This window comes from Sulfitobacter sp. W002 (assembly GCF_025142135.1).
In the GTDB taxonomy this organism is placed as follows: Bacteria; Pseudomonadota; Alphaproteobacteria; order Rhodobacterales; family Rhodobacteraceae; genus Sulfitobacter; species Sulfitobacter profundi.
Window position 1 is genome coordinate 3,212,959 of record NZ_CP081126.1, and the last position, 24,884, is coordinate 3,237,842.

At 64.4% G+C, this 24,884-nt stretch carries 20 protein-coding genes; 17 read left to right on the forward strand and 3 right to left on the reverse strand.

The genetic code is table 11. The features are described 5' to 3' along the window. Positions 1 to 162: 162 nt before the first annotated feature. From K3758_RS16000 to mnmH, 7 genes are all read left to right on the forward strand, one after another. A complete protein-coding gene (locus K3758_RS16000; protein ID WP_259946522.1) occupies positions 163 to 1,137 on the forward strand; it encodes a glutathione S-transferase family protein in 975 nt (324 codons plus the stop codon). Between the two features lie 80 nt (positions 1,138 to 1,217). Further along, entirely contained in the window at positions 1,218 to 2,171 is a 954-nt protein-coding gene (cobD, locus tag K3758_RS16005) for a threonine-phosphate decarboxylase CobD (RefSeq protein WP_259946523.1), read from the forward strand. Further along, entirely contained in the window at positions 2,168 to 3,076 is a 909-nt protein-coding gene (cbiB, locus tag K3758_RS16010; protein ID WP_259946525.1) for an adenosylcobinamide-phosphate synthase CbiB, read from the forward strand. The genes cobD and cbiB overlap by 4 nt, the downstream gene beginning before the upstream one ends. 14 nt (positions 3,077 to 3,090) lie before the next feature. Next, positions 3,091 to 4,269: a lytic murein transglycosylase gene (locus K3758_RS16015; protein WP_259946527.1), complete on the forward strand. Its 1,179-nt coding sequence runs from the start codon at positions 3,091 to 3,093 to the stop codon at positions 4,267 to 4,269. Positions 4,270 to 4,282: 13 nt separating this feature from the next. Beyond that, a complete protein-coding gene (locus tag K3758_RS16020) occupies positions 4,283 to 4,699 on the forward strand; it encodes a rhodanese-like domain-containing protein (protein WP_067935519.1) in 417 nt (138 codons plus the stop codon). A 71-nt stretch (positions 4,700 to 4,770) separates the two neighbouring features. Further along, complete coding sequence (locus K3758_RS16025) at positions 4,771 to 5,121, forward strand: RidA family protein (protein ID WP_259946529.1); 351 nt, start codon at positions 4,771 to 4,773, stop codon at positions 5,119 to 5,121. 53 nt (positions 5,122 to 5,174) lie between these two features. Beyond that, positions 5,175 to 6,230: a tRNA 2-selenouridine(34) synthase MnmH gene (gene mnmH, locus K3758_RS16030; protein ID WP_259946530.1), complete on the forward strand. Its 1,056-nt coding sequence runs from the start codon at positions 5,175 to 5,177 to the stop codon at positions 6,228 to 6,230. Here mnmH and selD read toward each other — a convergent pair. Next, positions 6,214 to 8,385, reverse strand: coding sequence for a selenide, water dikinase SelD (gene selD, locus K3758_RS16035; RefSeq protein WP_409202610.1), 2,172 nt, complete (start codon positions 8,383 to 8,385; stop codon positions 6,214 to 6,216). The genes mnmH and selD overlap by 17 nt on opposite strands. A gap of 290 nt (positions 8,386 to 8,675) precedes the next feature. Between selD and K3758_RS16040 the strand changes: the two genes are divergently transcribed. The 4 genes from K3758_RS16040 (at position 8,676) to K3758_RS16055 (ending at position 13,770) form a co-directional block, all read left to right on the forward strand. After that, positions 8,676 to 10,769, forward strand: a complete 2,094-nt coding sequence (locus K3758_RS16040) for a DEAD/DEAH box helicase (RefSeq protein WP_259946531.1) — start codon at positions 8,676 to 8,678, stop codon at positions 10,767 to 10,769. 230 nt (positions 10,770 to 10,999) lie between these two features. After that, positions 11,000 to 12,397 carry an aspartate aminotransferase family protein gene (locus tag K3758_RS16045; protein ID WP_259946532.1) on the forward strand — a complete coding sequence of 466 codons (1,398 nt, stop codon included), beginning with the start codon at positions 11,000 to 11,002 and terminating at the stop codon, positions 12,395 to 12,397. Between the two features lie 206 nt (positions 12,398 to 12,603). Further along, on the forward strand, positions 12,604 to 12,867 hold the full coding sequence (locus K3758_RS16050) for a glycine zipper 2TM domain-containing protein (protein WP_067631066.1): 264 nt from the start codon (positions 12,604 to 12,606) through the stop codon (positions 12,865 to 12,867). Positions 12,868 to 13,008: 141 nt separating this feature from the next. Then, positions 13,009 to 13,770, forward strand: a complete 762-nt coding sequence (locus K3758_RS16055; RefSeq protein WP_259946533.1) for a sulfite exporter TauE/SafE family protein — start codon at positions 13,009 to 13,011, stop codon at positions 13,768 to 13,770. Here K3758_RS16055 and nagA read toward each other — a convergent pair. Continuing rightward, complete coding sequence (nagA, locus tag K3758_RS16060) at positions 13,767 to 14,897, reverse strand: N-acetylglucosamine-6-phosphate deacetylase (RefSeq protein ID WP_259946534.1); 1,131 nt, start codon at positions 14,895 to 14,897, stop codon at positions 13,767 to 13,769. The genes K3758_RS16055 and nagA overlap by 4 nt on opposite strands. Continuing rightward, positions 14,894 to 15,784, reverse strand: coding sequence for a BadF/BadG/BcrA/BcrD ATPase family protein (locus tag K3758_RS16065; RefSeq protein WP_259946535.1), 891 nt, complete (start codon positions 15,782 to 15,784; stop codon positions 14,894 to 14,896). The genes nagA and K3758_RS16065 overlap by 4 nt, the downstream gene beginning before the upstream one ends. Before the next feature lie 117 nt (positions 15,785 to 15,901). Between K3758_RS16065 and K3758_RS16070 the strand changes: the two genes are divergently transcribed. The 6 genes from K3758_RS16070 to K3758_RS16095 all read left to right on the forward strand — a co-directional run bounded on the left by K3758_RS16070 (position 15,902) and on the right by K3758_RS16095 (position 24,843). Further along, the gene (locus K3758_RS16070; protein ID WP_259946536.1) at positions 15,902 to 17,365 is read left to right on the forward strand and encodes a PLP-dependent aminotransferase family protein; all 1,464 of its coding nucleotides are present in this window, start codon (positions 15,902 to 15,904) and stop codon (positions 17,363 to 17,365) included. 96 nt (positions 17,366 to 17,461) lie between these two features. Then, positions 17,462 to 19,237 (forward strand): sulfoacetaldehyde acetyltransferase, encoded by a 1,776-nt coding sequence (xsc, locus tag K3758_RS16075; RefSeq protein WP_132443835.1) that lies wholly within the window; start codon positions 17,462 to 17,464, stop codon positions 19,235 to 19,237. A 3-nt stretch (positions 19,238 to 19,240) separates the two neighbouring features. Next, entirely contained in the window at positions 19,241 to 20,341 is a 1,101-nt protein-coding gene (locus tag K3758_RS16080; protein WP_259946537.1) for an acetate/propionate family kinase, read from the forward strand. Next, positions 20,338 to 23,154: a molybdopterin oxidoreductase family protein gene (locus K3758_RS16085; protein WP_259946538.1), complete on the forward strand. Its 2,817-nt coding sequence runs from the start codon at positions 20,338 to 20,340 to the stop codon at positions 23,152 to 23,154. The genes K3758_RS16080 and K3758_RS16085 overlap by 4 nt, the downstream gene beginning before the upstream one ends. A gap of 49 nt (positions 23,155 to 23,203) precedes the next feature. Next, a complete protein-coding gene (locus tag K3758_RS16090) occupies positions 23,204 to 23,968 on the forward strand; it encodes a 4Fe-4S dicluster domain-containing protein (RefSeq protein WP_093927414.1) in 765 nt (254 codons plus the stop codon). Then, a complete protein-coding gene (locus K3758_RS16095) occupies positions 23,968 to 24,843 on the forward strand; it encodes a DmsC/YnfH family molybdoenzyme membrane anchor subunit (protein WP_259946539.1) in 876 nt (291 codons plus the stop codon). Before K3758_RS16090 ends, K3758_RS16095 begins: the two co-directional genes overlap by 1 nt. The last annotated feature ends 41 nt before the right edge of the window (positions 24,844 to 24,884 follow it).

Here is a 24,884-nt window from a genome sequence, read left to right on the forward strand (position 1 = left end):
CCGCTGATGCCTCTAAGCTGGCGGAAAGCGTAGAAAATACAAGTTAAGATTTGATGACGTTTGGGCAGTCTGCACCTGCGCAGGGCGGCTGCGCGCCCATGAAGATGTGCACCCCTCGCCCCCTGCCCTAGATATATCCTCAAACGCGCAAAGGAGAACAAGATGGGCCTATTGGTTGACGGAAAATGGCAAGACAAATGGTATGATACCAAATCCTCGGGCGGCAAGTTTGAGCGCGCCGCAGCGAAGTTTCGCAACTGGGTGACCGCCGATGGCAGCGCCGGCCCCAGCGGCGACGGCGGGTTCAAGGCAGAATCGGGGCGCTACCACCTCTACGTCAGCTATGCCTGCCCATGGGCGCATCGCGCGCTGATCTTCCGCCAGTTGAAGGGGCTGGAAGATCACATCGGTGTCTCTGTCGTGCATCCCGATATGCTGGGCGAGGGCTGGACCTTTGACACGGATTTCCCCGGTGCTACGGGCGACACGCTTTTCGGCCTGCCCTATGCCCGCGACATCTACACCCGTGCCGATCCCAATTTCACGGGCCGCGTCACCGTGCCGATCCTCTGGGACAAAGAGCGCGAGACCATCGTCAGCAATGAGAGCGCCGAGATCATCCGCATGTTCAACAGCGCCTTCGACGCGATCACCGGCAACAGTGATGACTATTACCCCGCGCAGCTGCACGACCGCATCGAAGAGGTGAACGCCCGCGTCTATGACACGCTGAACAACGGCGTCTACAAAGCTGGTTTCGCCACCACGCAAGAGGCCTATGACGCCGCCGTGCATCCGCTCTTCGACACGCTGGATTGGATCGAAGACATCCTGTCGCAGAACCGCTACCTCGCGGGCGACCGGATGACCGAGGCCGACTGGCGGCTTTTCACCACGCTGGTGCGCTTCGACAAGGTTTATCATCTGCACTTCAAATGTAACCGCCACCGGATCGTCGATTACCCGAACATCTGGGCCTATACGCGCGAACTCTATCAGGTGCCGGGCGTGGCCGAGACGGTGAACTTCGACCATATCGTGCGGCACTACCACTACAGCCACGACACGATTAACCCGCATCGGATCATCCCGATCAACCCGGTGCTGGACTTCGACGCGCCGCACGGGCGCGGCTGACCTCCCCTCCCCCTGCCCCGTGGAAGGCGCTTGATCGCGCAGCGCTTTTGCGCTTTCACCGCAGCGACGACGGCAGGGGGATGATCATGCAAAAGCCAGACCAGCGCGACCACGGCGGCGGTGTCGATGCGGCAGCGGCGCGTTTCGGCGGGGAGCGGGCGGAGTGGATCGACCTGTCGACCGGGATCAATCCGCAGCCCTATCCGATCCCCGCCCTGCCTGCTGAGGCGTGGAACGCGCTCCCCGATGCCGCAGCGCAAACCGCGCTGGAGGATGCCGCCCGCGCCTTCTGGAAAGTGCCAGCGGATGCTGCGCTGCTGGCCGTGCCGGGCGCATCCTCGGCCATCGCGCGCATTCCGGCACTGGCACCGAAGGGCACCGTGCGCATCCCCGGCCCCACCTACAATGAACATGCCGCCAGTTTCGCCGAGAGTGGCTGGCAGGTGGTCGAAGAGGGCAACACCCACGCCGCTGTCCATGTTCACCCCAACAACCCCGACGGGCGGCTTTGGGATGCAGCAGAAGTCACCGGCCCCTTCAGTATAATTGACGAGAGTTTTTGCGACGTCACGCCCGATGCCACCCTCATGGCGCAGGCAACGACACCCGGCACGCTGATCCTCAAAAGCTTTGGCAAGTTCTGGGGGCTGGCCGGGTTGCGGCTGGGCTTTGTCATCGGTGACCCGACCTTGGTGGCGGAACTTCGGCGGATGCTTGGCCCATGGCCGGTAAGCGGCCCAGCGCTGCATATCGGCGCGGCGGCGTTGCGCGATACGGATTGGGCCGACGTCACGCGAACCCGGCTCGCCACAGAGGCAGAGCACCTCGATACCCTGATGACCGGCGCAGGCGCGCAAATCGTCGGCGGCACCCCGCTTTTCCGGCTTTATGAGGTCGATGACGCGCAAGCTTGGCAAACCCGCCTCGCCCAGCATCACATCTGGACCCGCGTCTTCCCCTATAACCCACGCTGGCTGCGCCTTGGCCTACCGCCCGCCGAAGGATGGGCGCGGCTGGAGCGGGCGCTGGCATGAGCACGGCGGCGGTCCTTGCGCTGGCCATGCTGCTGGACGCGGCCTTTGGAGAGCCGGACTGGCTCTGGCGTCGCCTGCAGCATCCGGCGGTGCTGATGGGGCGGCTGATCGGCTGGGGGGATCGTCGGTTGAACCACGGCCAAGCCCGCCGCGCCAAGGGCGTGGCGCTGCTGCTGGCGCTGATGATCGGGATGGCGTGCCTTGGCTGGGCGCTGAGCCTTCTTGGCCCGCTGGCCGAGATCATCATCGCCGCCATCCTGCTGGCGCAACGCTCCCTCGTCGAACACCTGCGCGCCGTGGCCGACGGTCTGCGTCAGTCGCTGGCCGCAGGCCGCCGCGCCGTCGCGATGATCGTCAGCCGCGACACCGCTGCGATGCCGCCAGAGGCCGTCGCCCGCTCCGCCATCGAAAGCGGCGCGGAAAACCTCAGCGACGGGATTATCGCGCCTGCCTTTTGGTTCCTGCTGGGCGGTCTGCCGGGGCTGCTGGTCTATAAGATCGTTAACACCGCCGACAGTATGATCGGCTACCGGACCCCGCGCTATGCCGATTTCGGCTGGGCCGCGGCGCGGATGGATGACCTGCTGAACCTCGCCCCCGCACGGCTGACCGCGCTGCTCATCGCGCTCCCCGGCGGGGTTTTGCACCACTGGCGTGGCATCCGGGCGGATGCGGCGCTGCACCGCTCGCCCAATGCCGGTTGGCCGGAAGCCGCCATGGCGCGGGCCATAGGTGTGGCCCTCGCCGGTCCGCGCAGCTATGATGGGCAGGTGCAGCAGTTTCCTTGGGTGCATGGCGCGGGGGCGCGCGTCATCGGACCTCAGGAGATCGATGCGGCCATCACCCGCCTCTGGCAGGCATGGTTGGTGATGTGGGCAATCGCCCTAGTTCTGGCCTGTCTGTGACAAAGAGGATATCCATGCGCCCCACTTTTCTAGCCGCCACCCTTGCGGCCCTCACCCTTCCCGCCACCGCCTTTGCGCAAACGGCCTGTGGCGGTGATTTCTCCAGCTTCATCGCCGATGCCAAAGCCGAAGCCGTGGCGAATGGCGCCGACCCCGCCACTGCCGATCAGTTTTTTGCAGGTCTGCGCCAAGACCCCGCCGTGCTGCGCGCCGATCAGGCGCAGGGGGTGTTTCAAAAGCCCTTCATCGAATTTTCGCGCCACTTGATCTCGGAAAACCGGATCAACCGGGGCCGCGCTATGGCCGAGAAATACGACGCGGTCTTTGACCGGGTTGAATCCGAGTATGGCGTCAGCCGCGGCGTGCTACTGGCCTTCTGGGCGTTTGAGACGGATTACGGCGCGATCCAAGGCGACTTTAACACCGCCAACGCGCTGGCCACGCTGGCGCATGACTGCCGCCGCCCCGAGTTGTTCCGCCCACAGCTTTTCGCGGCATTGGAGCTTTTCGAGCGCGGTGAATTCGACCCCGCCACCACCACCGGCGCTTGGGCCGGAGAGATCGGCATGGTGCAAATGCTGCCGCGCGACATCATTGAAAACGGTGTGGACGGCGATGGCGATGGCGAAGTCTCGCTGAAAACCTCTGCCCCTGATGCGCTGCTGTCGGGTGCGAAAATGCTGCAAAGCCTTGGCTGGCGCGCGGGGGAACCTTGGCTGGCCGAAGTCACCCTGCCGCAGGATTTCGACTGGTCGCAAACCGGGCTGGAAACCTCCAAACACGTCAGCGAATGGCAGGCGATGGGCGTATCCCCGCGAGGCGGTGCGCTGGCCGAGGGACTGACCGCCTCGGTCCTGCTGCCACAAGGGCGCGGCGGGCCTGCTTTCATTGCCTATCCGAACTTCCGGGTTTATTTCGAGTGGAACCAGAGCTTTACCTACGTCATGACCGCCGCCTATTTCGCCACGCGGCTGGAAGGCGCGCAGGTCTATGATGCGGGCAATCCGCAACCCGGCCTCGGTGGGGAGGCGATGAAGACGCTTCAGCGCAAATTGCAATCCATGGGCTATGACGTGGGCGATGTGGATGGCATCCTCGGGTCTGGCACCCGCGCCGCGGTGCGCGCCGAACAGGAGCGTCTGGGCATGCCCGTCGATGGCTGGCCCACACCTGACCTGCTGAACCAACTGTAAGGAGAAGACCCCGATGGCCCTCAAGAAAACCGCCGCCCAAATGGTCTCTGAGGCCCGTGCCCGGATCGAAGAGATCGACAGCATTGAGGCCATCGCCATGCTGGACGACGAAAACGTGCAATTCGTCGACCTGCGTGATCCCCGCGAACGCGAGCGCACCGGGTTCATCCCTGGTGCGTTCCACTGCCCACGCGGCATGTTGGAGTTCTGGGTCGACCCCGACAGCCCCTACTTCAAAGAGGTCTTTGCCCAAGACAAGAAATTCGTCTTTCACTGCGCCTCGGGCTGGCGCTCGGCCATCTCGGTCGCGACGCTGCAAGACATGGGCTTTGACGCGGCGCACCTAAAGGACGGTTTTGGCGGTTGGGAAAAAGCAGGCGGCCCAAAAGAGGGCGGCCCAGAAGCAGGCGGAAAGGCTGAGAAGCCCTGACGCGCGGCCTTTGATCTGGTCTCCCTCTCGCAAAGCTGCCACAAGTTTTGCAACGTCAAAGGAGAGACAAAATGACCGAGATCAAACGCCATCACACCAACACCCGCATGAGCCAAATCGTCGAGCATGGCGATGTGATCTACCTTGCCGGTCAGGTCGGAACGGCAGGTGCGGATGTCGCCACGCAGACCCAAGATTGCCTTGATAAAGTCGACACCCTGCTGGCCGAGGTCGGCAGCGACAAGACCCGCATCCTGCAATCGACGATTTGGCTGGCCGACATGGCCGATTTCGCGGCGATGAACGCCGTTTGGGACGCTTGGGTGCCCGAAGGCAACGCCCCCGCGCGGGCCTGTGGCGAATCCAAACTCGCCACGCCAGAATATCTGGTCGAAGTGCTGGTGATCGCGGCCAAGGCCTAAGCCATCGCCCCCCGCCCTGTCATAGGGCGTGGGGCCTTTGCCGGAACCCCCAGATGACCCCCTGCACCCTCACCGCCCTGTCGGACCTCGCCACGCTCGACGTTGATACCATCATCGACGTGCGCGCCCCAATGGAGTTTGCCGAGGATCATCTGCCCGGCGCGATCAATCTGCCCGTGCTGTCGGATGCCCAGCGGGCCGAGGTCGGCACCATCTACAAACAAGTCAGCCCCTTTGACGCCCGCAAGATTGGTGGGGCGCTGGTGGCGCAGAACACGGGCCGCCATTTGCAAACGGCACTGGCAGACAAAGGCGGCAGTTGGCAGCCGCTGGTCTATTGCTGGCGCGGGGGGCAGCGGTCGGGCGCATTTTCTACGATCCTTGATCAGGTCGGCTGGCGCGTGCAACTGTTGCGCGGTGGCTATCGCAGCTATCGGCGGCTGGTGGTCGCGGCGCTCTACGACACGCCCATGCCGCACCGGCTGATGTTGATCGAAGGCGGCACCGGCACGGCCAAGACGCGGCTGCTGCACCATCTGGCAAAGGCAGGCGCGCAGGTGCTTGACCTCGAAGGGCTGGCACAACATCGCGGGTCGCTGTTTGGCGCGGTGGACGGCGGCCAACCGCATCAGAAAATGTTTGAATCCCGTCTGGCCCAAGCGCTCACGCCGCTCGATCCGGCGCAGGTAACTTGGGTCGAAGCGGAAAGCAGCAAGATCGGTAACATCACCCTGCCCCCCGCCCTCTGGGCCGCGATGCGCGCAGCCCAGAGGGTTGAGATCGCCGCCCCGCTCGCCGCGCGGGCGGATTTTCTCTGTCGGGCCTATGACGACCTGACGACGGACCCTGCTTTGCTGGATGACCGCATCGACAGGCTGCGCCCCTATCACAGCGCAGAGACCATCGCGGCATGGCAGACCCAAGCCCGCGCGGGCGATTGGGCCATGCTTGCCGAAGGGCTGATCGGCCAACACTACGACCCGCGCTATGCCAAAGCCGCCAGCCGCAACCCCGCGCCGATAGAGCGGCTGACGCTCGACACACTCGACGACACCTCTTTGGCCGAGGCCGCCGCCGCACTGAACACCCGGTTTACGTCAGGCGCATAGAGGGGGCACCGGCCTCCAGCCGTCCGATGATATGGCCCGTCAGACCCGCAGCCTCTAGCCGTGCCTGCGCCGCTTCCGCCGCTCCCTTTGGCAAGGCCGCCAGCAGCCCCCCGGCAGTCTGGGGGTCGTGGAAAAGCGGGTTTACCGGGCCTGCGGCCTCTATCGGAGCGTCGGCCTGATTGACCGACAATAGCGACGATGCCACCCCCTGATCCGACAGCGCCTGCGCGCCGGGGTAAATCGGCACCGCCGCGCCCCGAAGCTCTGCCGCCAGCCCCGAGGCGCGGCAAATCGCCTGCACATGGCCTGCCAAGCCAAAGCCCGTCACATCCGTCATCGCATGGGCGTTTGCCAAAATCTCTGCCTCCCGCGCCTGCGGTGTCGCCATGAGCCCGAGCGCTTTGGCCACCACCCGCCCCGGCGCGCTGCCTGCCATATGCCCGGCAAGGATCACGCCAGACCCAATGGGCCGGGTCAGCATCAACACATCCCCCGGCTGCGCGCCGCCGACACCGATGGGCATGTCCGCCCGCGTGCCGGTGACCGTAAACCCAATGGTCAGCTCCGCGCCCATGGTCGTATGGCCGCCGACAATCTGCGCCCCTGCCGCCGCCATTACATCTTGCGCGGCCGCCGCGAGCTCTCGCAACGTGCGGGCCTGCAATGCGGGCGACATGCGCGGCATGATGATCGAACTCAGCGCCACCTGCGGCTTGGCCCCCATGGCCCAGACATCGCCCAAGGCGTGGACCGCTGCGATCCGCGTCATCAGCGCCGGGTCTTCGATGAAGCCGCGCAGGTGATCCGTGCTCATCACCTGAAAACCACCGCCCGGTTGGCGCAGCACCGCCGCATCATCGCCCGCCCCGGTGACGACATCGCCGGAGATTGGCCCCTGCGCCTTTGCCAAAAGATCGCCCAGCACCGCGCCGCCCACCTTTGCGCCGCAACCGCCACAAAGCGGCTTGCCCGCCAGCGCCTCCTCCACGCCCGAGGCCGTCGGAGCGGACAGCGCATTGCCCTTCATTTCGGGCAGGTCATCAAGCTGATCCATGAACTTGCGATCAATGCGGTCCTTCCACTGCCAAAGCAGCGCCCCGCCAAGGGCCAGCCCGTTCCGCTCGGCCACGGCAGATTTCCCACCGAGCGAAACCAGCTTGAGGTAATGTTTCTGCGGTTTGAACGCCCGCCGCGCACCACCACTCAGCGCAGCGCGCAGGTTATCATGCAGCACCGGCGCTGCCCGCACGGCAAAAACCCCAGCTTTGGGGCGCGGCGTGGCCTCCATATGCGCGCAATCGCCCACGGCAAAGAGTGCTGCATCATCCACCACCCCCAGATCCGCGCCGACACGGATGAACCCCTGATGAAGCGGCAGATCAGTCTGCGCGAGCCAGCCATGCGGCACCGCCCCTGCAGCGCCCACACAAAGCGCAGCCGGGATCGACGCGGCCCCGTCCAAGATGACCGCCCTATCGGTTATCCGCGCCACTTTGGCATTCAGCGTGAGACCTACCCCCAATTCCTCCATGCGGCGTCGGACCATCGCCTCGGTCCGAGGGGCCATGCCGGAAAGCTGTGGCCCGTGTTCCACCACCGTCACGGCAGGCTGCACACCCGCTTGGCGCAGCGCAAAAGCCATCGCCATGGCAAGCTCGCAGCCCGCCACACCACCACCGATCACCGCCACCTCGGGCGGCTGTTCGCCCGCCTTGACCGCTGCCAGAAACTCACGCCAGCGTGCGGCGTAGACATCAAGTGGTTTGGCCCCGACCGCGTGGTCGGCAAATCCCGGCAAGTCCATCTTGGCCGTGATGCCGATGTCGATCGAAGCCACGTCATAGGCCACGGCCCCCCGCCCTTCGACCGTGATCTCCCGCGCCGCGCGGTCGATCCCCGTCGCCGCCCCAAGGATCAGCCGCGCCCCGGCGTGGCGGCACAGGCGCATCAGGTCGATCTCCAACTCATCCCGCCCGTAATGCCCGGCGATATGGCCGGGCAGCATGCCGGTATAGGGCGCGGTGGGGCCGGGGTTGATGACCGTCAGCCGCGCGCCGGGCAGCGGGTCCATCCCCCATTTGCGCAGCACCAGCGCATGGGCGTGCCCGCCGCCCACCAGCACCAGATCTCGCGTCAGGGGCAGATCGCTTTGCACCAGATTGCCTCACTCTCTCTTTCAGCTTTGGTTATAGCTAACCGAAGCTGCCCGGCCGCGCCATTGGTCTGACCGAGATGTGAGCGGATCGGACCAGAGCGAAAATGGCATTTCCCCGCCCATTCGCGCATCCAAACCCGCCAAACAGGTAAAAAGGGTGACAATTCGCCCAAAAACCCCCATGTACATTCCATCCCCGACCCTCTACCGACGGTCGGATTCCTTTGCCGTGGCTGGTAGCACCCCACGTGCCCGCCCCCCGCACAAACGTTCAAGACAGGACAGCCTTCGTGATCCAGACTATTGCCGATGCCCTTGCCCAACAGGGTTATGAAACACTTACCGCCGTACAGGAGGCCGTCACAGACCCCGCGCTGAACGATCAAGACCTTCTGGTTTCCGCCCAAACCGGGTCGGGCAAGACGGTGGGCTTTGGCCTCGCCATCGCGCCGACGCTTTTGGGCGACGACACCCATTTCGGCCAAGCGGGCGCGCCGCTGGCGCTGATTATTGCCCCCACCCGCGAATTGGCGATGCAGGTCAGCCGCGAACTGACGTGGCTTTACGGCAAAGCGGGCGCAGTGGTTACCACCTGCGTCGGCGGCATGGACACCCGGACCGAGCGCCGCGCGCTGGACCGGGGCGCGCATATCGTCGTCGCCACGCCGGGCCGCCTGTGTGACCACATCAAACGCAACAACATCAACCTCGACGCGATCCGCGCCGTGGTGCTGGACGAAGCGGATGAGATGCTCGACCTCGGCTTCCGCGAAGACCTTGAGTTCATCCTCTCCGAATCCCCCGAAGAACGTCGCACGCTGCTGTTCTCGGCCACCGTGCCTGCGGCGATTGCCAAACTGGCGAAATCCTACCAGCGCGACGCGCAGCGCATCACCACTGTGAGCGAAGCCAAACAGCACAGCGATATCGAATACCGCGCGCTGAATGTGCACCCCCGTGACACTGAAAACGCGATCATCAACGTGCTGCGCTTCTATGAAGCCAAGAATGCCATCGTGTTCTGCAACACCCGCGCCGCCGTGGCGCGCCTGACGACGCGCTTTACCAACCGGGGCTTTTCGGTCGTGGCGCTGTCGGGTGAGTTGACGCAGTCTGAGCGGACCAACGCGCTGCAAGCGCTGCGCGACGGGCGGGCCCGCGTCTGTATCGCGACAGACGTGGCCGCACGCGGCATCGACCTGCCGAACCTCGAGCTGGTGATCCACGCCGATCTGCCCAGCAACTCCGACACGCTGCTGCACCGCTCTGGCCGGACAGGCCGCGCCGGGCGCAAGGGTGTTTCCGCCCTGATCGTGCCTGCGAAACTGCGCAGCAAAGCCAACCGTCTGATCGGCGGCGCGAAGCTGAAAGTGGAATGGGCGGCACCACCCTCCGCCACCGAAGTGAATGCCGCCGATGAGGCCCGTCTGCTGGCCGATCCCGCATGGTCCGACCCGATCCCGGAAGATGCCGAAGGTTTTGTCGCCAATCTGGTTGAGCAATTCAGTGCCGAGCAACTGGCCACTGCCTTCGTCAACCTCTACCGCGCCCGCCAATCCGCGCCGGAAGAGCTGGCAGAACCCGGTGCGCCCGGCGACGACAAACCGCGCCCGGCCTTTGGCAAATCGGTCTGGTTCTCGATCTCAACCGGCCGCAACGACGGGGCCGAGCCGCGCACGCTGCTGCCGATGCTTTGCCGGCGCGGCGATCTGACCAAAGACGACATCGGCGCGATCCGTGTGCAGGGCAGCCACAGCTTTGTTGAAGTGCTCGAAACCTCTGTCCCCGGCCTGCTGAGCGCACTTGGCGGTGACATGAAACTGGAAGAAGGCGCGGTGTTGACGCAGCTCGACAAAGCCCCCGATCTGGCCCGTGGCCCAAAGCCTGCAGGCAAACGTGGCCCCAAGCCGGGTGGCGGCTACAAAGGTGACCGCGACCGTGGTCCGCGCCCGCCGCGCGACAACTACGATCCCGATGCCGCCCCCGCCCCGCGCAAACCCCGCGCCAAAGCTGCGGATGGCCCCGGTGCGGCGTCGTTCGACAAGCCCAAATACGACAAGCCCAAATTCGACAAACCGCGCGCGCCCAAGGGCGAACGCCCGCCAAAGTCGCACAAGACAGAGCGCAGCCCGATGAAGCCCGGTGCGACGCCCAAACCCAAGTCTGGCGGCGAAACAACCGGCAAGCCCAAGGCAAAAGCCGTTTGGAAAAAGGAAAAGCCCGCAGGCGATGCACCGCGCAAAGGCAAGGGCAAGCCGACAACCTCGGCCACCACGCCGGGCGGTGAGAAGTCCTACAAGCGGGCGTCGGACCCGTCCAAACGCTTCACCCCGCCGAATAAGATCGGCAAGCAGGGCGGCAAGGGCGGCCCGAAATCGAAGTAAACTCGAACGCCGGGGCACCACCCCGGCGTTTTCGTTTAAGGCCCCGGACTTTTTAAAAAAGCCCGCCCCGTTTTCTTTAAAAGAAATCTGCGCCGGCGGCTGGCCTTAAGGAACAAACCCAACTGGCACTACTTGTGGCGCGACTTTCGCGGTGATGTGATACGCACATTCCCCGCCTCTGCGCGGGCTTCATTCGTGGGTTCGCCCACCCGCACAGAAAGGTTTGCCCCATGGACGGCAATTTCAACGAGAACGACATCTCCCGCGTTGTCGAAGCCGACCGCGCGCATATCTGGCACCACCTGAGCCAGCACAAACACTATGAAACCACCGATCCGCGCATCATTGTCGAAGGCAAGGGCATGCGTGTCTGGGACCAAAAGGGCAAAGAACACCTCGATGCCGTGTCCGGTGGTGTCTGGACGGTCAACGTCGGCTATGGCCGCGAAAGCATCGCCAATGCCGTGCGCGACCAACTGATCAAGCTGAACTATTTCGCCGGTTCCGCAGGCTCGATCCCTGGCTCTCATTTCGCCGAGAAACTGCTGGATAAGATGCCGGGTCTTGATCGCGTCTACTATTGCAACTCCGGCTCCGAGGCGAATGAGAAAGCCTTTAAAATGGTGCGCCAGATTGCGCACAAACGCTATGGCGGCAAGAAGCACAAGATCCTCTACCGCGACCGCGATTACCACGGCACCACCCTCGGCTGCCTCTCGGCGGGTGGGCAGGACGAACGCAACGCACAATACGGCCCCTTCGCGCCGGGTTTCGTGCGCGTGCCGCATTGTCTTGAATATCGCAGCTTCGAACAAGACGGCGCGCCGCAGGAAAACTACGGCACATGGGCGGCTGACCAAATCGAAAAGGTGATCCTCGCCGAAGGGCCGGAAACCGTCGGCGCGCTTTGCTTAGAGCCGGTGACAGCAGGCGGCGGCGTGATCTGCCCGCCCGATGGCTATTGGGAGCGGGTGCAAGAGATTTGCCGCAAATACGACATCCTGCTGCATATCGATGAGGTCGTCTGCGGCGTGGGCCGCACCGGGACTTGGTTCGGCTACCAGCACTACGGCATCCAGCCCGACATGGTAACCATGGCCAAGGGCGTCGCCTCAGGCTATGCCGCCATCGCTTGTCTGGTCACGACCGACGCCGTGTTTGACATGTTCAAGGACGACGCCAGCGATCCGCTGAACTACTTCCGCGACATCTCGACCTTTGGCGGCTGCACCGCGGGGCCGACCGCGGGCATTGAGAATATGAACATCATCGAACGCGAGAACCTGTTGGAGAACACAACCAACATGGGCCACTACATGCTGGAGCAGCTTCATGCGCTGGCCGATAAACATAAGGTGATCGGCGATGTGCGCGGCAAGGGGCTGTTCTTGGGCGCCGAACTGGTCACTGACCGCGACAGCCGCGACCCCGTCGAGGAAAAGCGTATTCAGGCCGTCGTCGGGGACTGCATGGCCCAAGGGGTGATCATCGGGGCCACCAATCGCTCCCTGCCCGGCAAGAACAACACGCTGTGTTTCTCGCCCGCCCTGATCGCCTCACGCGATGATATTGATGAGATCATCACCGCGGTGGATGGCGCATTGGGCCGGGTTTTCGCTTCGGCGTAAAACCGCGCTTTCAGGCCTGCGATAGGCGGCATCGGTTGACCCGGTGCCGCCTTCGTCTATCTAAACCTCTGTCTTGCCCGAACATGACAACAGATGGAAAATTGCCGCGCACACCCGCGTTGAAAATTTTTCTTAACATCCATCGCTTTCGCGGGAACCTCTTCCAATCCCCCCGCGTTGGCAAATGAGTAACTTGGGAGAAAGACATGAAGAAATTCCTTATCGCCGTTCCGCTGGTCGCCACTCTTGCCGCTTGTAACGGCACCACGCCCAGCCAAGGCGCCCTGACAGGTGCAGCCCTCGGCGCAGCCACAGGTGCTGCTGTTTCAGGTGGTGACGACAAGGTTCAAGGCGCAATCATCGGCGGTCTCGCTGGTGCGGCGGCTGGCAACTACATCGGCCAGACTCAGTCCGGCAAATGTGTGTACCAGAACTCCAACGGCCAGCGCTACGTCGCAGCTTGCCCATAAACGGCTGACATCGCGCGATTTCGCGCTATCGGGGCTTCGACCATCGGTCGGAGCCCTTTTTCGTGCCTGCCCCCCCATCTTGGCATCGCCGTGATTTGATCCTAACAGGGTTCCAAGCGCCGCATGGCGTGGGGAGGGACAATGACCACATTAAGCGATATCGCGATCTTGCTGATCGCGGCCTTTGGCGCGGGCGTGTTGAACACCATCGCCGGGGGCGGCACCTTTCTGACCTTTCCGGCGCTGGTCTTTACCGGGATGCCGCCTGTGGCGGCCAATGCCACCAGTGCCGTGGCGGTGTTTCCCGGCTACCTTGCCGGGGCTTTCGGCTTTCGCGATGAATTGGGCGGTTTTGACCGCAAGCGGTTGCTGCGGCTTAGCCTCATCACGCTGGCGGGCGGTGTGGTTGGCTCGGGCCTGCTGCTGGTCTCGTCCAACGCGGCCTTTTCGATTGTCGTGCCCTTCTTGCTCCTCGCGGCGACGCTGGCCTTCCTGCTGGGCGACCGCATCCGCGCCTTTGCCGCGTCCCATGCCCGCGGCGTCACACCCGAAGGCGCGCTCGGCCTGTTCGCGGTCAGCGTCTATGGCGGTTATTTCAATGGCGGCTTGGGCATCGTTCTGCTGGCCCTCTTTGCGCTTTGGGGGATGACCGACCTGCACGGGATGAACGGGCTCAAGAACGGGCTGAGCTTCGTGCTCTCATCGATTTCCGTGGCGGTCTTTGCCTTGGCCGGGCTGGTCGCATGGCCGCAGGCGTTGATGATGATGCTGGCCGCCACGGCGGGGGGCTATGCCGGGGCGCCGCTGGCGCGGGCCTTGCCGAAACAGACCGTGCGCTGGCTGATCGCCGCCATCGGCTTTGGCATGAGCGCGGTGTTCTTCTGGCGGCTTTTCGCAGGCTAGGCCAGCAGGTCCACCGCGCCGCTTTCGGGGGCGAACAGCAGCAAAGGTTGGCCCGCGCTTTCGATCCGGCCCAAACCCATGTCATCGCGCAACAGTGCCAGCGGCCCCGAAATCGCCCGCGCCAAGGCGGCCTCCAACGGCTCTCCCACTGCATGGGTCAGCGTGCGGACCGCGCGACCCAACTCCAAGTGCGCCCCCGCCAGAGTGCCATCCGCCAAGGTCAACCGCCCCTCCGCGCGATAAACCTCGCGCCCGTTGAGCGTAAAGCCCGCGATATCAGAGCCCGCCGTCGCCATGGCATCACTGACGAGGAAAATCCCCTCGCGCTTGGCCGCCAGCGCGTTGCGCATGCTGGCGGGATGCACATGGATGCCATCGGCAATCAGCCCCGCGTGAACCCCGTCTCGCGCCAGCGCCGCCCCGACCAATCCCGGCGCGCGGTTGCCCATCTGGCTCATCGCGTTGAACAGATGCGTGACGCAGCGCGCGCCAGCATCAAAAGCAGCCATAGAGGTCTCGTAATCCGCGTCGCTATGGCCAAGCGAGACGATGACCCCCGCCTCCGCCATCGTGGCGATCTGCGCGGCGCTGGTGTTTTCCGGCGCGACCGTCACCATTAGGTTCGGCAGCAGCACGGCGGCGCGCAGGATCAGGGCAAGATCCGCCGCCTCCATCGGGCGGATCAACGCCCCGTCATGCGCGCCCTTACGCGATAGCGCCAGATGCGGGCCTTCCAGATGCAGCCCGATAATGCCCGGCACCCCCTCGGTGATGGCAGTCGCGACAGCCTCAATCGCCGCTTCGGTTTTATCGGGCGTGTCGGTGATTAAGGTGGGCAAAAGCGCCGCGACACCCGTGCTGCGATGCGCCTCGGTCATGCGCCGCAGGGTGGCCACATCGGGGCTGTCGTTGAACATCACCCCGCCGCCGCCATTGACCTGAAGATCGACGAAACCGGGGCAGAGCACCCCCGCCTGCAGCCGCTCTGTCGGCATGCCCTGCGGCACATCTTCAAAGGCAAGGATGCGGCGGCTGCCGTCTTGCATCTGCGCCAGCACCTTGCCGTGGTGCAGATGCTTTCCATCGTGAATATCCGCCCCGGTGAAAACCCTCGCGATCTCGCTCATGGCAAAACCTCTTCCGCTGCGGCCTTGCAGACCAGATGAAACGCCCCATCAAGCGCCGTGCCGCGCGCCGCGATCAGCCCCGACAGGTGTTCTTCTGGCAGGTAACGCGCGTAATGCGGGCCAATCCCGCCCAGCAGGCAGAGCGGGTCGCCGGGCGCGAAATCCAGCGCCTTCAACGCGCGGAGGTAATAGGCCGCCCCCTCTTGCATCAGTGCCTGCGCGTGGCGGTCCCCAGCCTCGGCAGCCGCGATGACCTTGGGCGCGAATGCCGCATAGTCTCCGGGCTGCGCCGTCAGGCTAAAGGAAACGAGAGCCTCTGGATCATCGCCGAAATCCGCCAATAAAGCGCGGGTCAGGTCGCTGTGCGGCAGCACCCGGTCATGGCATTGCAACGCAAAATCCAACGCCCCGCGCCCCAGCCATGCGCCTGATCCTTGGTCGGCCAGATGGAACCCCCAGCTTCCGACATAGCGATACGCCGTGCCGTCCGTCGCGGCCACAATCGTACCAGTGCCGATGGCCAGCACCCAGCCCGCCACGCCTTCGCCAAGCGCGCCGACCACGCAGGCGGGGCGGTCATCGTCGGCGTGGATCCGGGCATAGGGCAGCGCCGCGCGCAGCCGCGCTTCGTCCCGCGCGACGTTCATCCCCGCCAGCCCGATGAACGCCCTGGCGTCCTTAAGTGCCGTGAGGGGCAGCCCCGCCTCGGCCGCTGCCGCCTCCACCGCACCGCGCAGGTTTGCGAGCGCTCTGTCCGGGTCATTGCCGATATTGGCGCGCCCCCCAGTTGCACGGCCAAGAATGCCATCGCGCTGCGTGCCGATGGCGGCGCGGCAACCGGTGCCACCACCGTCAACGGCGATCAAAAGAGGGGCGGAGATGCTCATGCGACACTTTTAGGCGAGGTGCCGGGTGAACGGAAGTGCGGGCAACGCGCCGAAGTAAATTCGACAGGCCGTAATGCCAGATTGAACTCCCCCTAAGGCCAGCCTAACCTTCGCCCCATGGCCCTGCCCGTCGAAACCTTTTTCCTGCGCCCCGATGCGCAAGGCACCCTGCAACAGCAGATCCAACAGATGATCGCCCAAGGCATCCTCTCGGGTCGGTTCCAGCGGGGTGAGAAGCTGCCCTCCACCCGCAAGCTCGCGGCGCATCTTGGGGTCAGCCGGATCACGGTCACCATCGCCTATACCGAGCTTTTGGCGAATGACTACCTCACCTCGCGCGGGCGGTCGGGGTATTTCGTTTCCGAAAACGCCCCCGCGCCCCCGGCCTTTGCCCCCAAAGCCGAGGCCGATGACGCCATCGACTGGACCCGCGCCATCGGTCAACGGTTCAGCGCCAATGGGCTGGCCGCCAAACCGCAGGACTGGGCCAGCTACCGCTACCCTTTCATCTACGGCCAAGCCGACCCGACGCTGTTCGACCACGCGAACTGGCGGCTCTGCGCGTTGCAAGCCTTGGGCCAACGCGACTTCACCTCGATGACGACCGACTACTACGATCAGGATGACCCGCAACTAATTGAGTTCATCGCCCGCCACATCCTGCCCCGGCGCGGCGTCTCGGCGCGGCCCGAGCAAATCCTCATCACGCTTGGCGCGCAGAACGCGCTTTGGCTGACCGCGCAGGTGCTGCTGACCCAACGCCGCCGCGCCGTTTTGGAAGACCCATGTTATCCGGCGCTCAGCGGTATCCTGAGCCAATCACGCTGCCACATCACCCCGGTGCGCGTGGATCAAGACGGCCTCCCGCCCGAGGCGATCCCCCCCGATACGGATGTGATTTTCACCACGCCCAGCCACCAATGTCCGACGAATGCGACCATGCCGATGGACCGCCGCCGGGCGCTCTTGGCCCGCGCCCGCGCGCTGGAGGCGCTGATCGTCGAGGATGACTATGAGTTTGAGATGTCCTTCCTCAAACCTGCCTCGCCTGCGCTCAAGTCGCTCGATGATGAGGGGCGGGTGATCTATGTCGGCAGCTTCTCTAAATCGCTCTTTCCTGGGCTGCGGCTGGGGTATCTGGTGGGGTCTGAGCCGTTCATCCGCGAGGCCCGCGCGCTGCGCGCCTCGGTCCTGCGCCACCCGCCGGGGCATATCCAGCGCACTGCCGCCTATTTCCTGTCTCTGGGCCATTACGACGCGCAGATCCGTCGCATGGGGCTGGCCTTGCATGAGCGTCGCCGCGTCATGGAAGAGGCGCTTGAGGCGCACGGCCTGCGGGTCTCGGGCCGGGGTGCCTATGGCGGATCGTCCTTCTGGATGCGCGCGCCGGAAAGCGTTGATACCGCGCAACTGGCCGAAAACCTGCGCGCGCGGGACGTTCTGGTTGAACCTGGCCACGCCTTTTTCGCGGGCGAAGAGAGGGCCACGAATTACTACCGGCTGGCCTATTCCTCCATCCCCGCGGCACGGATCGGCGAAGGGGTTGGCCTAATCGCCCAAGAGATTGACCGCCTGCGTTAATCTGGCCCTAGGGCTAGACCACTTCTGGCCCTAACCCCGCCCCGCGCCTGCCCGTAATTTGCCCCAAGCTTTGCCCCACGCCCAAAGGATCGACCCATGAAAATGACCACCGAAGAAGCCTTCGTCAAAACCCTTCAGATGCATGGGATCGACACGGCCTTTGGCATTATCGGTTCGGCCATGATGCCGATCTCCGACCTCTTCCCCGCCGCCGGGATCACCTTCTACGACGGCGCGCATGAGTGTAACTCCGGCATGATGGCCGATGGGTTCACCCGCGCCTCGGGGCGGATGTCGATGATGGTGGCGCAGAACGGGCCGGGGATTACCAACTTTGTGACGCCGGTGAAAACCGCCTATTGGAACCACACGCCGCTGCTGCTGGTGACCCCGCAGGCGGCGAACAAGACCATTGGTCAGGGCGGCTTTCAGGAGGTCGAGCAGATGGCGCTCTTCCGCGACATGGTCGCTTATCAGGAAGAGGTCCGCGACCCCACGCGCATCGCCGAGACACTGAACCGCGTGATCCTGCAAGCCAAACGCCACTCTGCCCCGGCGCAGATCAACATCCCCCGCGATTTCTGGACGCAAGTGATCGACATCGACCTGCCCGCCATCGTCGAGTTCGAGCGCCCCTCCGGCGGAGAGACCGCCATCGCCGAGGCGGCAGAGCTGCTTTCAAACGCGAAATTCCCGGTGATCCTGAATGGCGCGGGCGTGGTCATCGGCGGCGCAATCGACGACGCGCGCAAGCTGGCCGAACGGCTCGATGCGCCGGTCTGCTGCGGCTATCAACACAACGACGCCTTCCCCGGATCGCACCCGCTGTCGGTCGGGCCCCTGGGCTACAATGGCTCCAAAGCGGCGATGGAATTGATCGCCAAGGCCGATGTGGTGCTGGCGCTCGGCACGCGGCTTAACCCCTTTTCAACCCTGCCGGGTTATGGCATCGACTATTGGCCCAAGGACGCCAAGATCATTCAGGTCGACATCAACCCCGACCGCATCGGCCTGACTAAGAAGGTCAGCGTCGGCATCGTCGGCGACGCGGGCAAGGTGGCCCGCACGATCCTTGACGGGCTCAGCGACAGCGCGGGCGACGCGGGCCGCGAGGAACGGCGCAACCTGATCGCCCAGACCAAATCCGCATGGGCGCAGGAACTCACCTCCATGGATCACGAGGACGACGATCCCGGCACCACATGGAACGAGCGTGCCCGCGACCGCGAGCCAGAAAAGATGTCCCCCCGCATGGCATGGCGCGCGATTCAGAAAACCCTGCCGAAAGAGGCGATCATCAGCTCCGACATCGGCAACAACTGCGCCATCGGCAACGCTTATCCGACATTTGAGGCGGGCCGCAAATACCTCGCCCCCGGTCTCTTTGGCCCCTGCGGCTATGGTTTCCCGGCGATCTGCGGGGCCAAGATCGCCTGCCCGGATGTGCCGGTGGTGGGCTTTGCCGGGGATGGCGCATTTGGCATTTCGATGAACGAGATGGTCAGCGTCAGCCGCGACGACTGGCCCGCCGTGACCATGGTAATCTTTCGCAACTACCAATGGGGCGCGGAGAAACGGAACACGACGCTATGGTTCGACGACAATTTCGTCGGAACCGAATTGGCGCAGGACGTGAGCTATGCCGCGGTGGCCAAGGCCTGCGGCGTCGAGGGCGTGCAAGTGTCGTCGATGGATGAGTTGACCGACGCGCTGGACCGCGCGGTCAAGGCGCAGATGGACGAGGGCAAGACCACCTTCATCGAGGTGTTGCTGAACCAAGAGCTGGGCGAGCCCTTCCGCCGCGACGCGATGAAGAAACCCGTTTCCGTCGCCGGGATCAGCCGGGATGACATGCGCCCGCAACAGGTCTGAGGCGTGACACAAGCGCTGGTGCTTGTCGTCAACGCGGGATCATCGTCTATCAAGGCGGCGGTCTTTGACGGCGGCTTGACCGAGCGTCTGCGGATCGAGGCGCAGGGCATCGGCCAGACTGGCGCGCTTCGGGTCGGCTCTGCACCAGCGAAGCTGCGCGCCTTGCCGGATCACCAGACGGCCTTCCGCGCGCTGCTAGAGGCGCTGCGCGGGGAAGGTATCGACACGGGCGATCTCACCGCCGCCGCGCACCGTATCGTGCATGGCGGGCCGGATTTGGCCGAGACCTGTGTGATCAGCCCGAAAGTGCGGGCCGCCATCGCTGCCGCCGCGCCGCTTGCGCCCCTGCACAATCCGCACCACCTCGGGGCCATCGACGCGCTGGCCAGCCTCATGCCCGACCTGCCGCAGGTTGCCGCATTCGATACCGGGTTTCACCGGAGCAACCCCGAAGTCGCCCGCCGCTATGCGCTGCCCGACCGGGCCGAAACGGCCGCCCTGCGCCGCTATGGGTTCCACGGCATCAGCTATGAGAGCCTCGTCGCGAACTTTCGCGAGACCACTGGCGCAGACCTCCCCCGCCGTTTGCTGGCGCTGCATCTGGGCAATGGCGCATCCCTTTGCGCGATCCACGAGGGGCAATCGGTCGCCACCACCATGGGGTTTTCGCCCCTCAGCGGGCTGACCATGGGCACCCGCGCGGGCGAGATTGACGCGGGCGCGGTGCTGCATCTGGTGCGCGATGTGGGGCTGGAGGAGGCCCAAACACTGCTGCATCACGAAAGCGGATTGCTGGGGCTTTCGGGCCTCACTGCCGACATGCGGCAATTGGCGGAAACAGACAGCAACGCCGCCCGCTTCGCCCGAGACCATTTTTGCTACTGGATCACCCGGCAGGCGGGGTCGATGATCGCTGCCATGGGCGGGATGGACGGCATCGCTTTCACCGGGGGCATCGGCGAAAACGATTCCGGGGTGAGGGAAAAGGTTCTTGCAAACCTCCGCTGGGCGGGAAATATTTCCTCTTGGGTCATCCCCGCCGCCGAAGAGAAACATATCGCGCGCCAAACGCACGCCCTGCTGAAAGACCCCGCCCTCTCATGACGCACTCCCAGCCGCCGCTTGATCTGTCGCCCAAGGTCTCGGACGAGGTTCGCAAGACCACCTGCTACATGTGCGCCTGTCGCTGCGGCATCAACGTGCATATGAAGAAGGGCAAGGTCGCCTATATCGAGGGCAACCGTGACCATCCGGTGAACCAAGGTGTGCTCTGCGCCAAGGGGTCTGCCGGGATCATGCAGCACAACTCCCCCGCGCGGCTGCGCAACCCGATGAAACGGGTCGGGCCGCGCGGGTCGGGTGAGTTTGAGAGCATTAGCTGGAAAGAGGCGCTGCAGATCGCCACAGACTGGCTGGAACCGCTGCGCCGCGAAGCGCCGGAAAAGCTGGCATTCTTCACCGGGCGCGACCAGTCGCAGAGCTTCACCTCGCTTTGGGCGCAGGCTTACGGCACGCCGAACTACGCGGCTCATGGCGGCTTTTGCTCGGTCAACATGGCCACCGCGGGCATCTATACGATGGGCGGTGCGTTCTGGGAATTCGGCCAGCCCGATTGGGACCACACCAAGCTGTTCATGCTATTCGGCGTGGCCGAGGACCATGACAGCAACCCGATCAAGATGGGTCTGGGCAAGCTCAAGAAACGCGGCGCGCGGGTCATCGGGGTGAACCCGATCCGCACCGGATACAATGCCATCGCCGATGATTGGGTCGGCATCACGCCGGGCACCGATGGGCTGTTCATCCTGTCGCTGATCCACTGCCTGATGAAGGCCGGGCGCATCGATCTGGATTACCTCGCCCGCTACACCGACGCCCCAGTGCTGCTGAACAGCGACCCGAAGTCGCCCGAATATGGCCTGCAACTGCGCGACGCGGACGGCAAGGCGCTGGTGGTCGACCGCAAGACCGGCAAGCTGACCCCCTTCGATCAGCCCGGCGTGCGCCCCGACCTTGCCGCCACCTACCGAACGGCGGGCATTACCCACCGCCCGGTCTTTCACCAGATGGCTGAGCAGTATCTGGGTGAGGACTACACCCCCGAAGCCGTGGCTGAGCGTTGTGGCATCCCCGCCCCGCGCATCCGCGCCATTGCCGCCGAACTGGCCCGCGTCGCCTTTGACGAAGCCATTGAGCTTGAGCACGCATGGACCGATTTCCGGGGCGAGCATCACAAAACGATGACGGGCCGCCCGGTTTCTTTCCACGCCATGCGCGGCATCTCGGCCCATGCCAATGGGTTTCAGACCTGCCGTGCGCTGCATGTATTGCAGATCATCCTTGGCACCGTCGAAGTGCCGGGCGGTTTTCGTTTCAAGCCGCCCTACCCCAAGCCTGCCACCGCGCACCCCAAACCACATTGCAAAGCCACCCCCGATGCGCCGCTCGACGGGCCGCATCTGGGTTTCGTTCAAGGCCCCGACGATCTGGCGCTACGCGCTGATGGCAGCCCCGCGCGGATCGACAAGGCGTTCACATGGGAAAACCCGATGTCGGCCCATGGGCTGATGCATATGGTGATCTCGAACGCCTACGCGGGCGATCCCTATAAGATCGACACGCTGTTTCTCTATATGGCCAACATGTCGTGGAACTCGTCGATGAACCCCGGCGGGGTGATGGAGATGCTGACCGACACCGACGAGAATGGCGACTACGTCATCCCTCGGATCATCTATTCCGACGCCTATTCCTCGGAGATGGTGGCCTATGCCGATCTGATCCTGCCCGACACGACGTACCTTGAACGGCACGACTGCATCTCGCTGCTCGACCGCCCGATCAGCGAGGCCGACGCCGCCGCCGATGCGATCCGTTGGCCCGTGGTGGAGCCCAACCGCGATGTGCGCGGCTTTCAGTCGGCGCTTTGTGATCTGGGGGCAAAACTTGGCCTGCCGGGGTTCGTGAACGAGGATGGCACCCAGAAATACAAAGACTACGCCGATTACATCACCAGCCACGAACGCCGTCCGGGCATTGGCCCGCTGGCCGGGTTCCGCGGTGAGGATGGCAAAGACGCCGGGCGCGGGGCGCCAAACCCCGAGCAGATTGACCGCTACATTGAGAACGGCGGCTTCTTCGTCAATCATATCCCGGAGGGGGCGAATTACTACAAGCCGTGGAACGCCGCCTATCAGGATTGGGCCGTCGGCATGGGCATCTATGACGCGCCGCAACCCTATCTGTTTTCGCTCTATGTCGAGCCGCTGCGCCGGTTTCAATTGGCCGCCGAAGGGCATGGCAAACGCCAGCCCCCCGACCACCTGCGCGAGCGCATCAAGCAGACCATGTCGCCCCTGCCAATCTGGTATGAAAGCGACCCCGAGGGCACGCAGGGCTATGATGTCCACGCACTCACCCAACGGCCCATGGCGATGTACCATTCATGGGGCAGTCAGAACGCTTGGCTGCGGCAATTGCACGGGCACAATCCGCTCTACCTGCCCACGGCGATCATGCGTGCAAAGGGGCTGCAAGACGGCGACTGGGCGCACGTGACCTCCCCGCACGGCGGGATCACCGTGCCGGTGATGGAGATGGCGGCCCTGAACCCCAAAACGGTCTGGACATGGAACGCCATCGGCAAACGCAAAGGCGCATGGGCGCTGGACCGCGACGCGCCGGAGACGACCAAGGGCTTCTTGCTGAACCACCTGATCCACGAGTTGCTGCCACCGAAAGGCGATGGGCTGCGATGGTCGAACTCCGACCCGATCACCGGGCAGGCCGCGTGGTTCGACCTTAAAGTGCATATCGAAAAGACTGCAGCCCCCGCCGAAGCGCAGCCAGAAATCCCGGCGCAACGCTCCCCCGTCCCGCCCGCGCCGCAGGACATCGCATGGAAGGTGGGCAAATGACCTCCTCCCTCCGCGCCGCACCGCTCAAGACCCCTCAGGACCGCCAGCCATGACCACGCTCCCACAACAGACCGACCGCAAACTCGGCCTTGTGATCGACCTTGATACCTGTGTCGGCTGCCATGCCTGCGTGATCTCCTGCAAGGGCTGGAACACCGAAAACTACGGCGCGCCGCTGTCGGACCAAGACGCCTATGGCGCAGACCCGTCGGGCACCTTTCTCAACCGCGTGCACAGCTATGAGGTGCAGCCCGAGGCCGGTGCCGCGCAACTCGTCCACTTCCCGAAATCCTGCCTGCACTGCGATGACGCGCCCTGCGTCACCGTTTGCCCCACGGGGGCGAGCTACAAGCGGGTTGAGGATGGCATCGTGCTGGTCAATGAAAGCGATTGCATCGGCTGCGGCCTCTGCGCCTGGGCCTGCCCCTACGGCGCGCGCGAGATGGATCAGGCCGCGGGTGTGATGAAGAAATGCACCCTCTGCGTCGACCGTATCTATAACGAGAACCTGCCTGAAGAAGACCGCCAGCCCGCCTGCGTGCGCACCTGCCCCGCTGGCGCGCGGCATTTCGGCGATCTGGGCGACCCCGAAAGTGCTGTGAGCCAATTGGTGGCCGAGCGCGGCGGTGTGGACCTCATGCCCGAGCAGGGCACCAAGCCGGTCAATAAATACCTGCCGCCCCGCCCGCGCGATCAGTTGCAAGGCCCAGAGGACAGCGGCGAGATCGACGTGCTGGCCCCCTTCCTCGCCCCGATCGACAGCGGCCCAAAAGGGTTCCTCGGCTGGCTTGATCGCACTCTGGAGAAGCTCTGATGCATCCGGCACCCTCTGTTATTCTGTTCAGCAGCCTGTCGGGCATGGGGTTTGGCCTGCTGGCATGGCTCGGCATCGGCCTGCCCACTGTGACCGGCTGGGTAGCCTTTGTCTTTTTCGCGCTGGCCTATCTGCTGGCGGTGGGCGGGCTGATCGCTTCGACCTTCCACCTTGGCCATCCCGAACGCGCGCTCAAGGCCTTTACCCAATGGCGCAGCAGTTGGCTTAGCCGTGAGGCTTGGGCCTCGGTAGCGGCCCTGCTCACCATGGCGGCCTATGGCGCGGGGCTGGTGTTTTACGACACGCGGCTTTGGCCGCTGGGGTTGCTTGGCGCGGCGCTGTCGCTGCTGACGGTGCTGACCACGGCGATGATCTATACCCAGATGAAAACCGTGCCGCGCTGGCACAGCGTGATGACGCCGCTGAATTTCCTGTCGCTCAGCATCGCGGGCGGTGCCCTGCTGGCGGGGCAGGTGACGGCGGCGATGGTCCTGCTGGCGCTGGCCGGGGCGGTGCAGATCGCCACATGGTGGCACGGGGATCGCGCACTTGCGGCGTCGGGCAGCGATATCGCCACAGCGACGCGGCTGGGGGACAAGGGCAGGGTCCGCGCCTTTGAGCCGCCGCATACAGGCAGCAACTACCTGCTGCGAGAGTTCGTTTATCAGATCGGGCGCAAACACGCGCTGAAGCTGCGGGTAATTGCAATTACGCTTATGGTGCTGCTGCCACTGCTGCTGCTTTTGTCGCCCGTATTCCACCACCTTGCCGCCGCGCTTGCGGTGCTGAGCCATGCGGCGGGGGTGCTGACCTCGCGCTGGCTGTTCTTTGCGCAGGCGGAGCATGTGGTCGGGATTTACTACGGCAAACGCTGAACGCAAAAGAGGGGGTGTCTCCACCCCCTCCTGCATTCAAT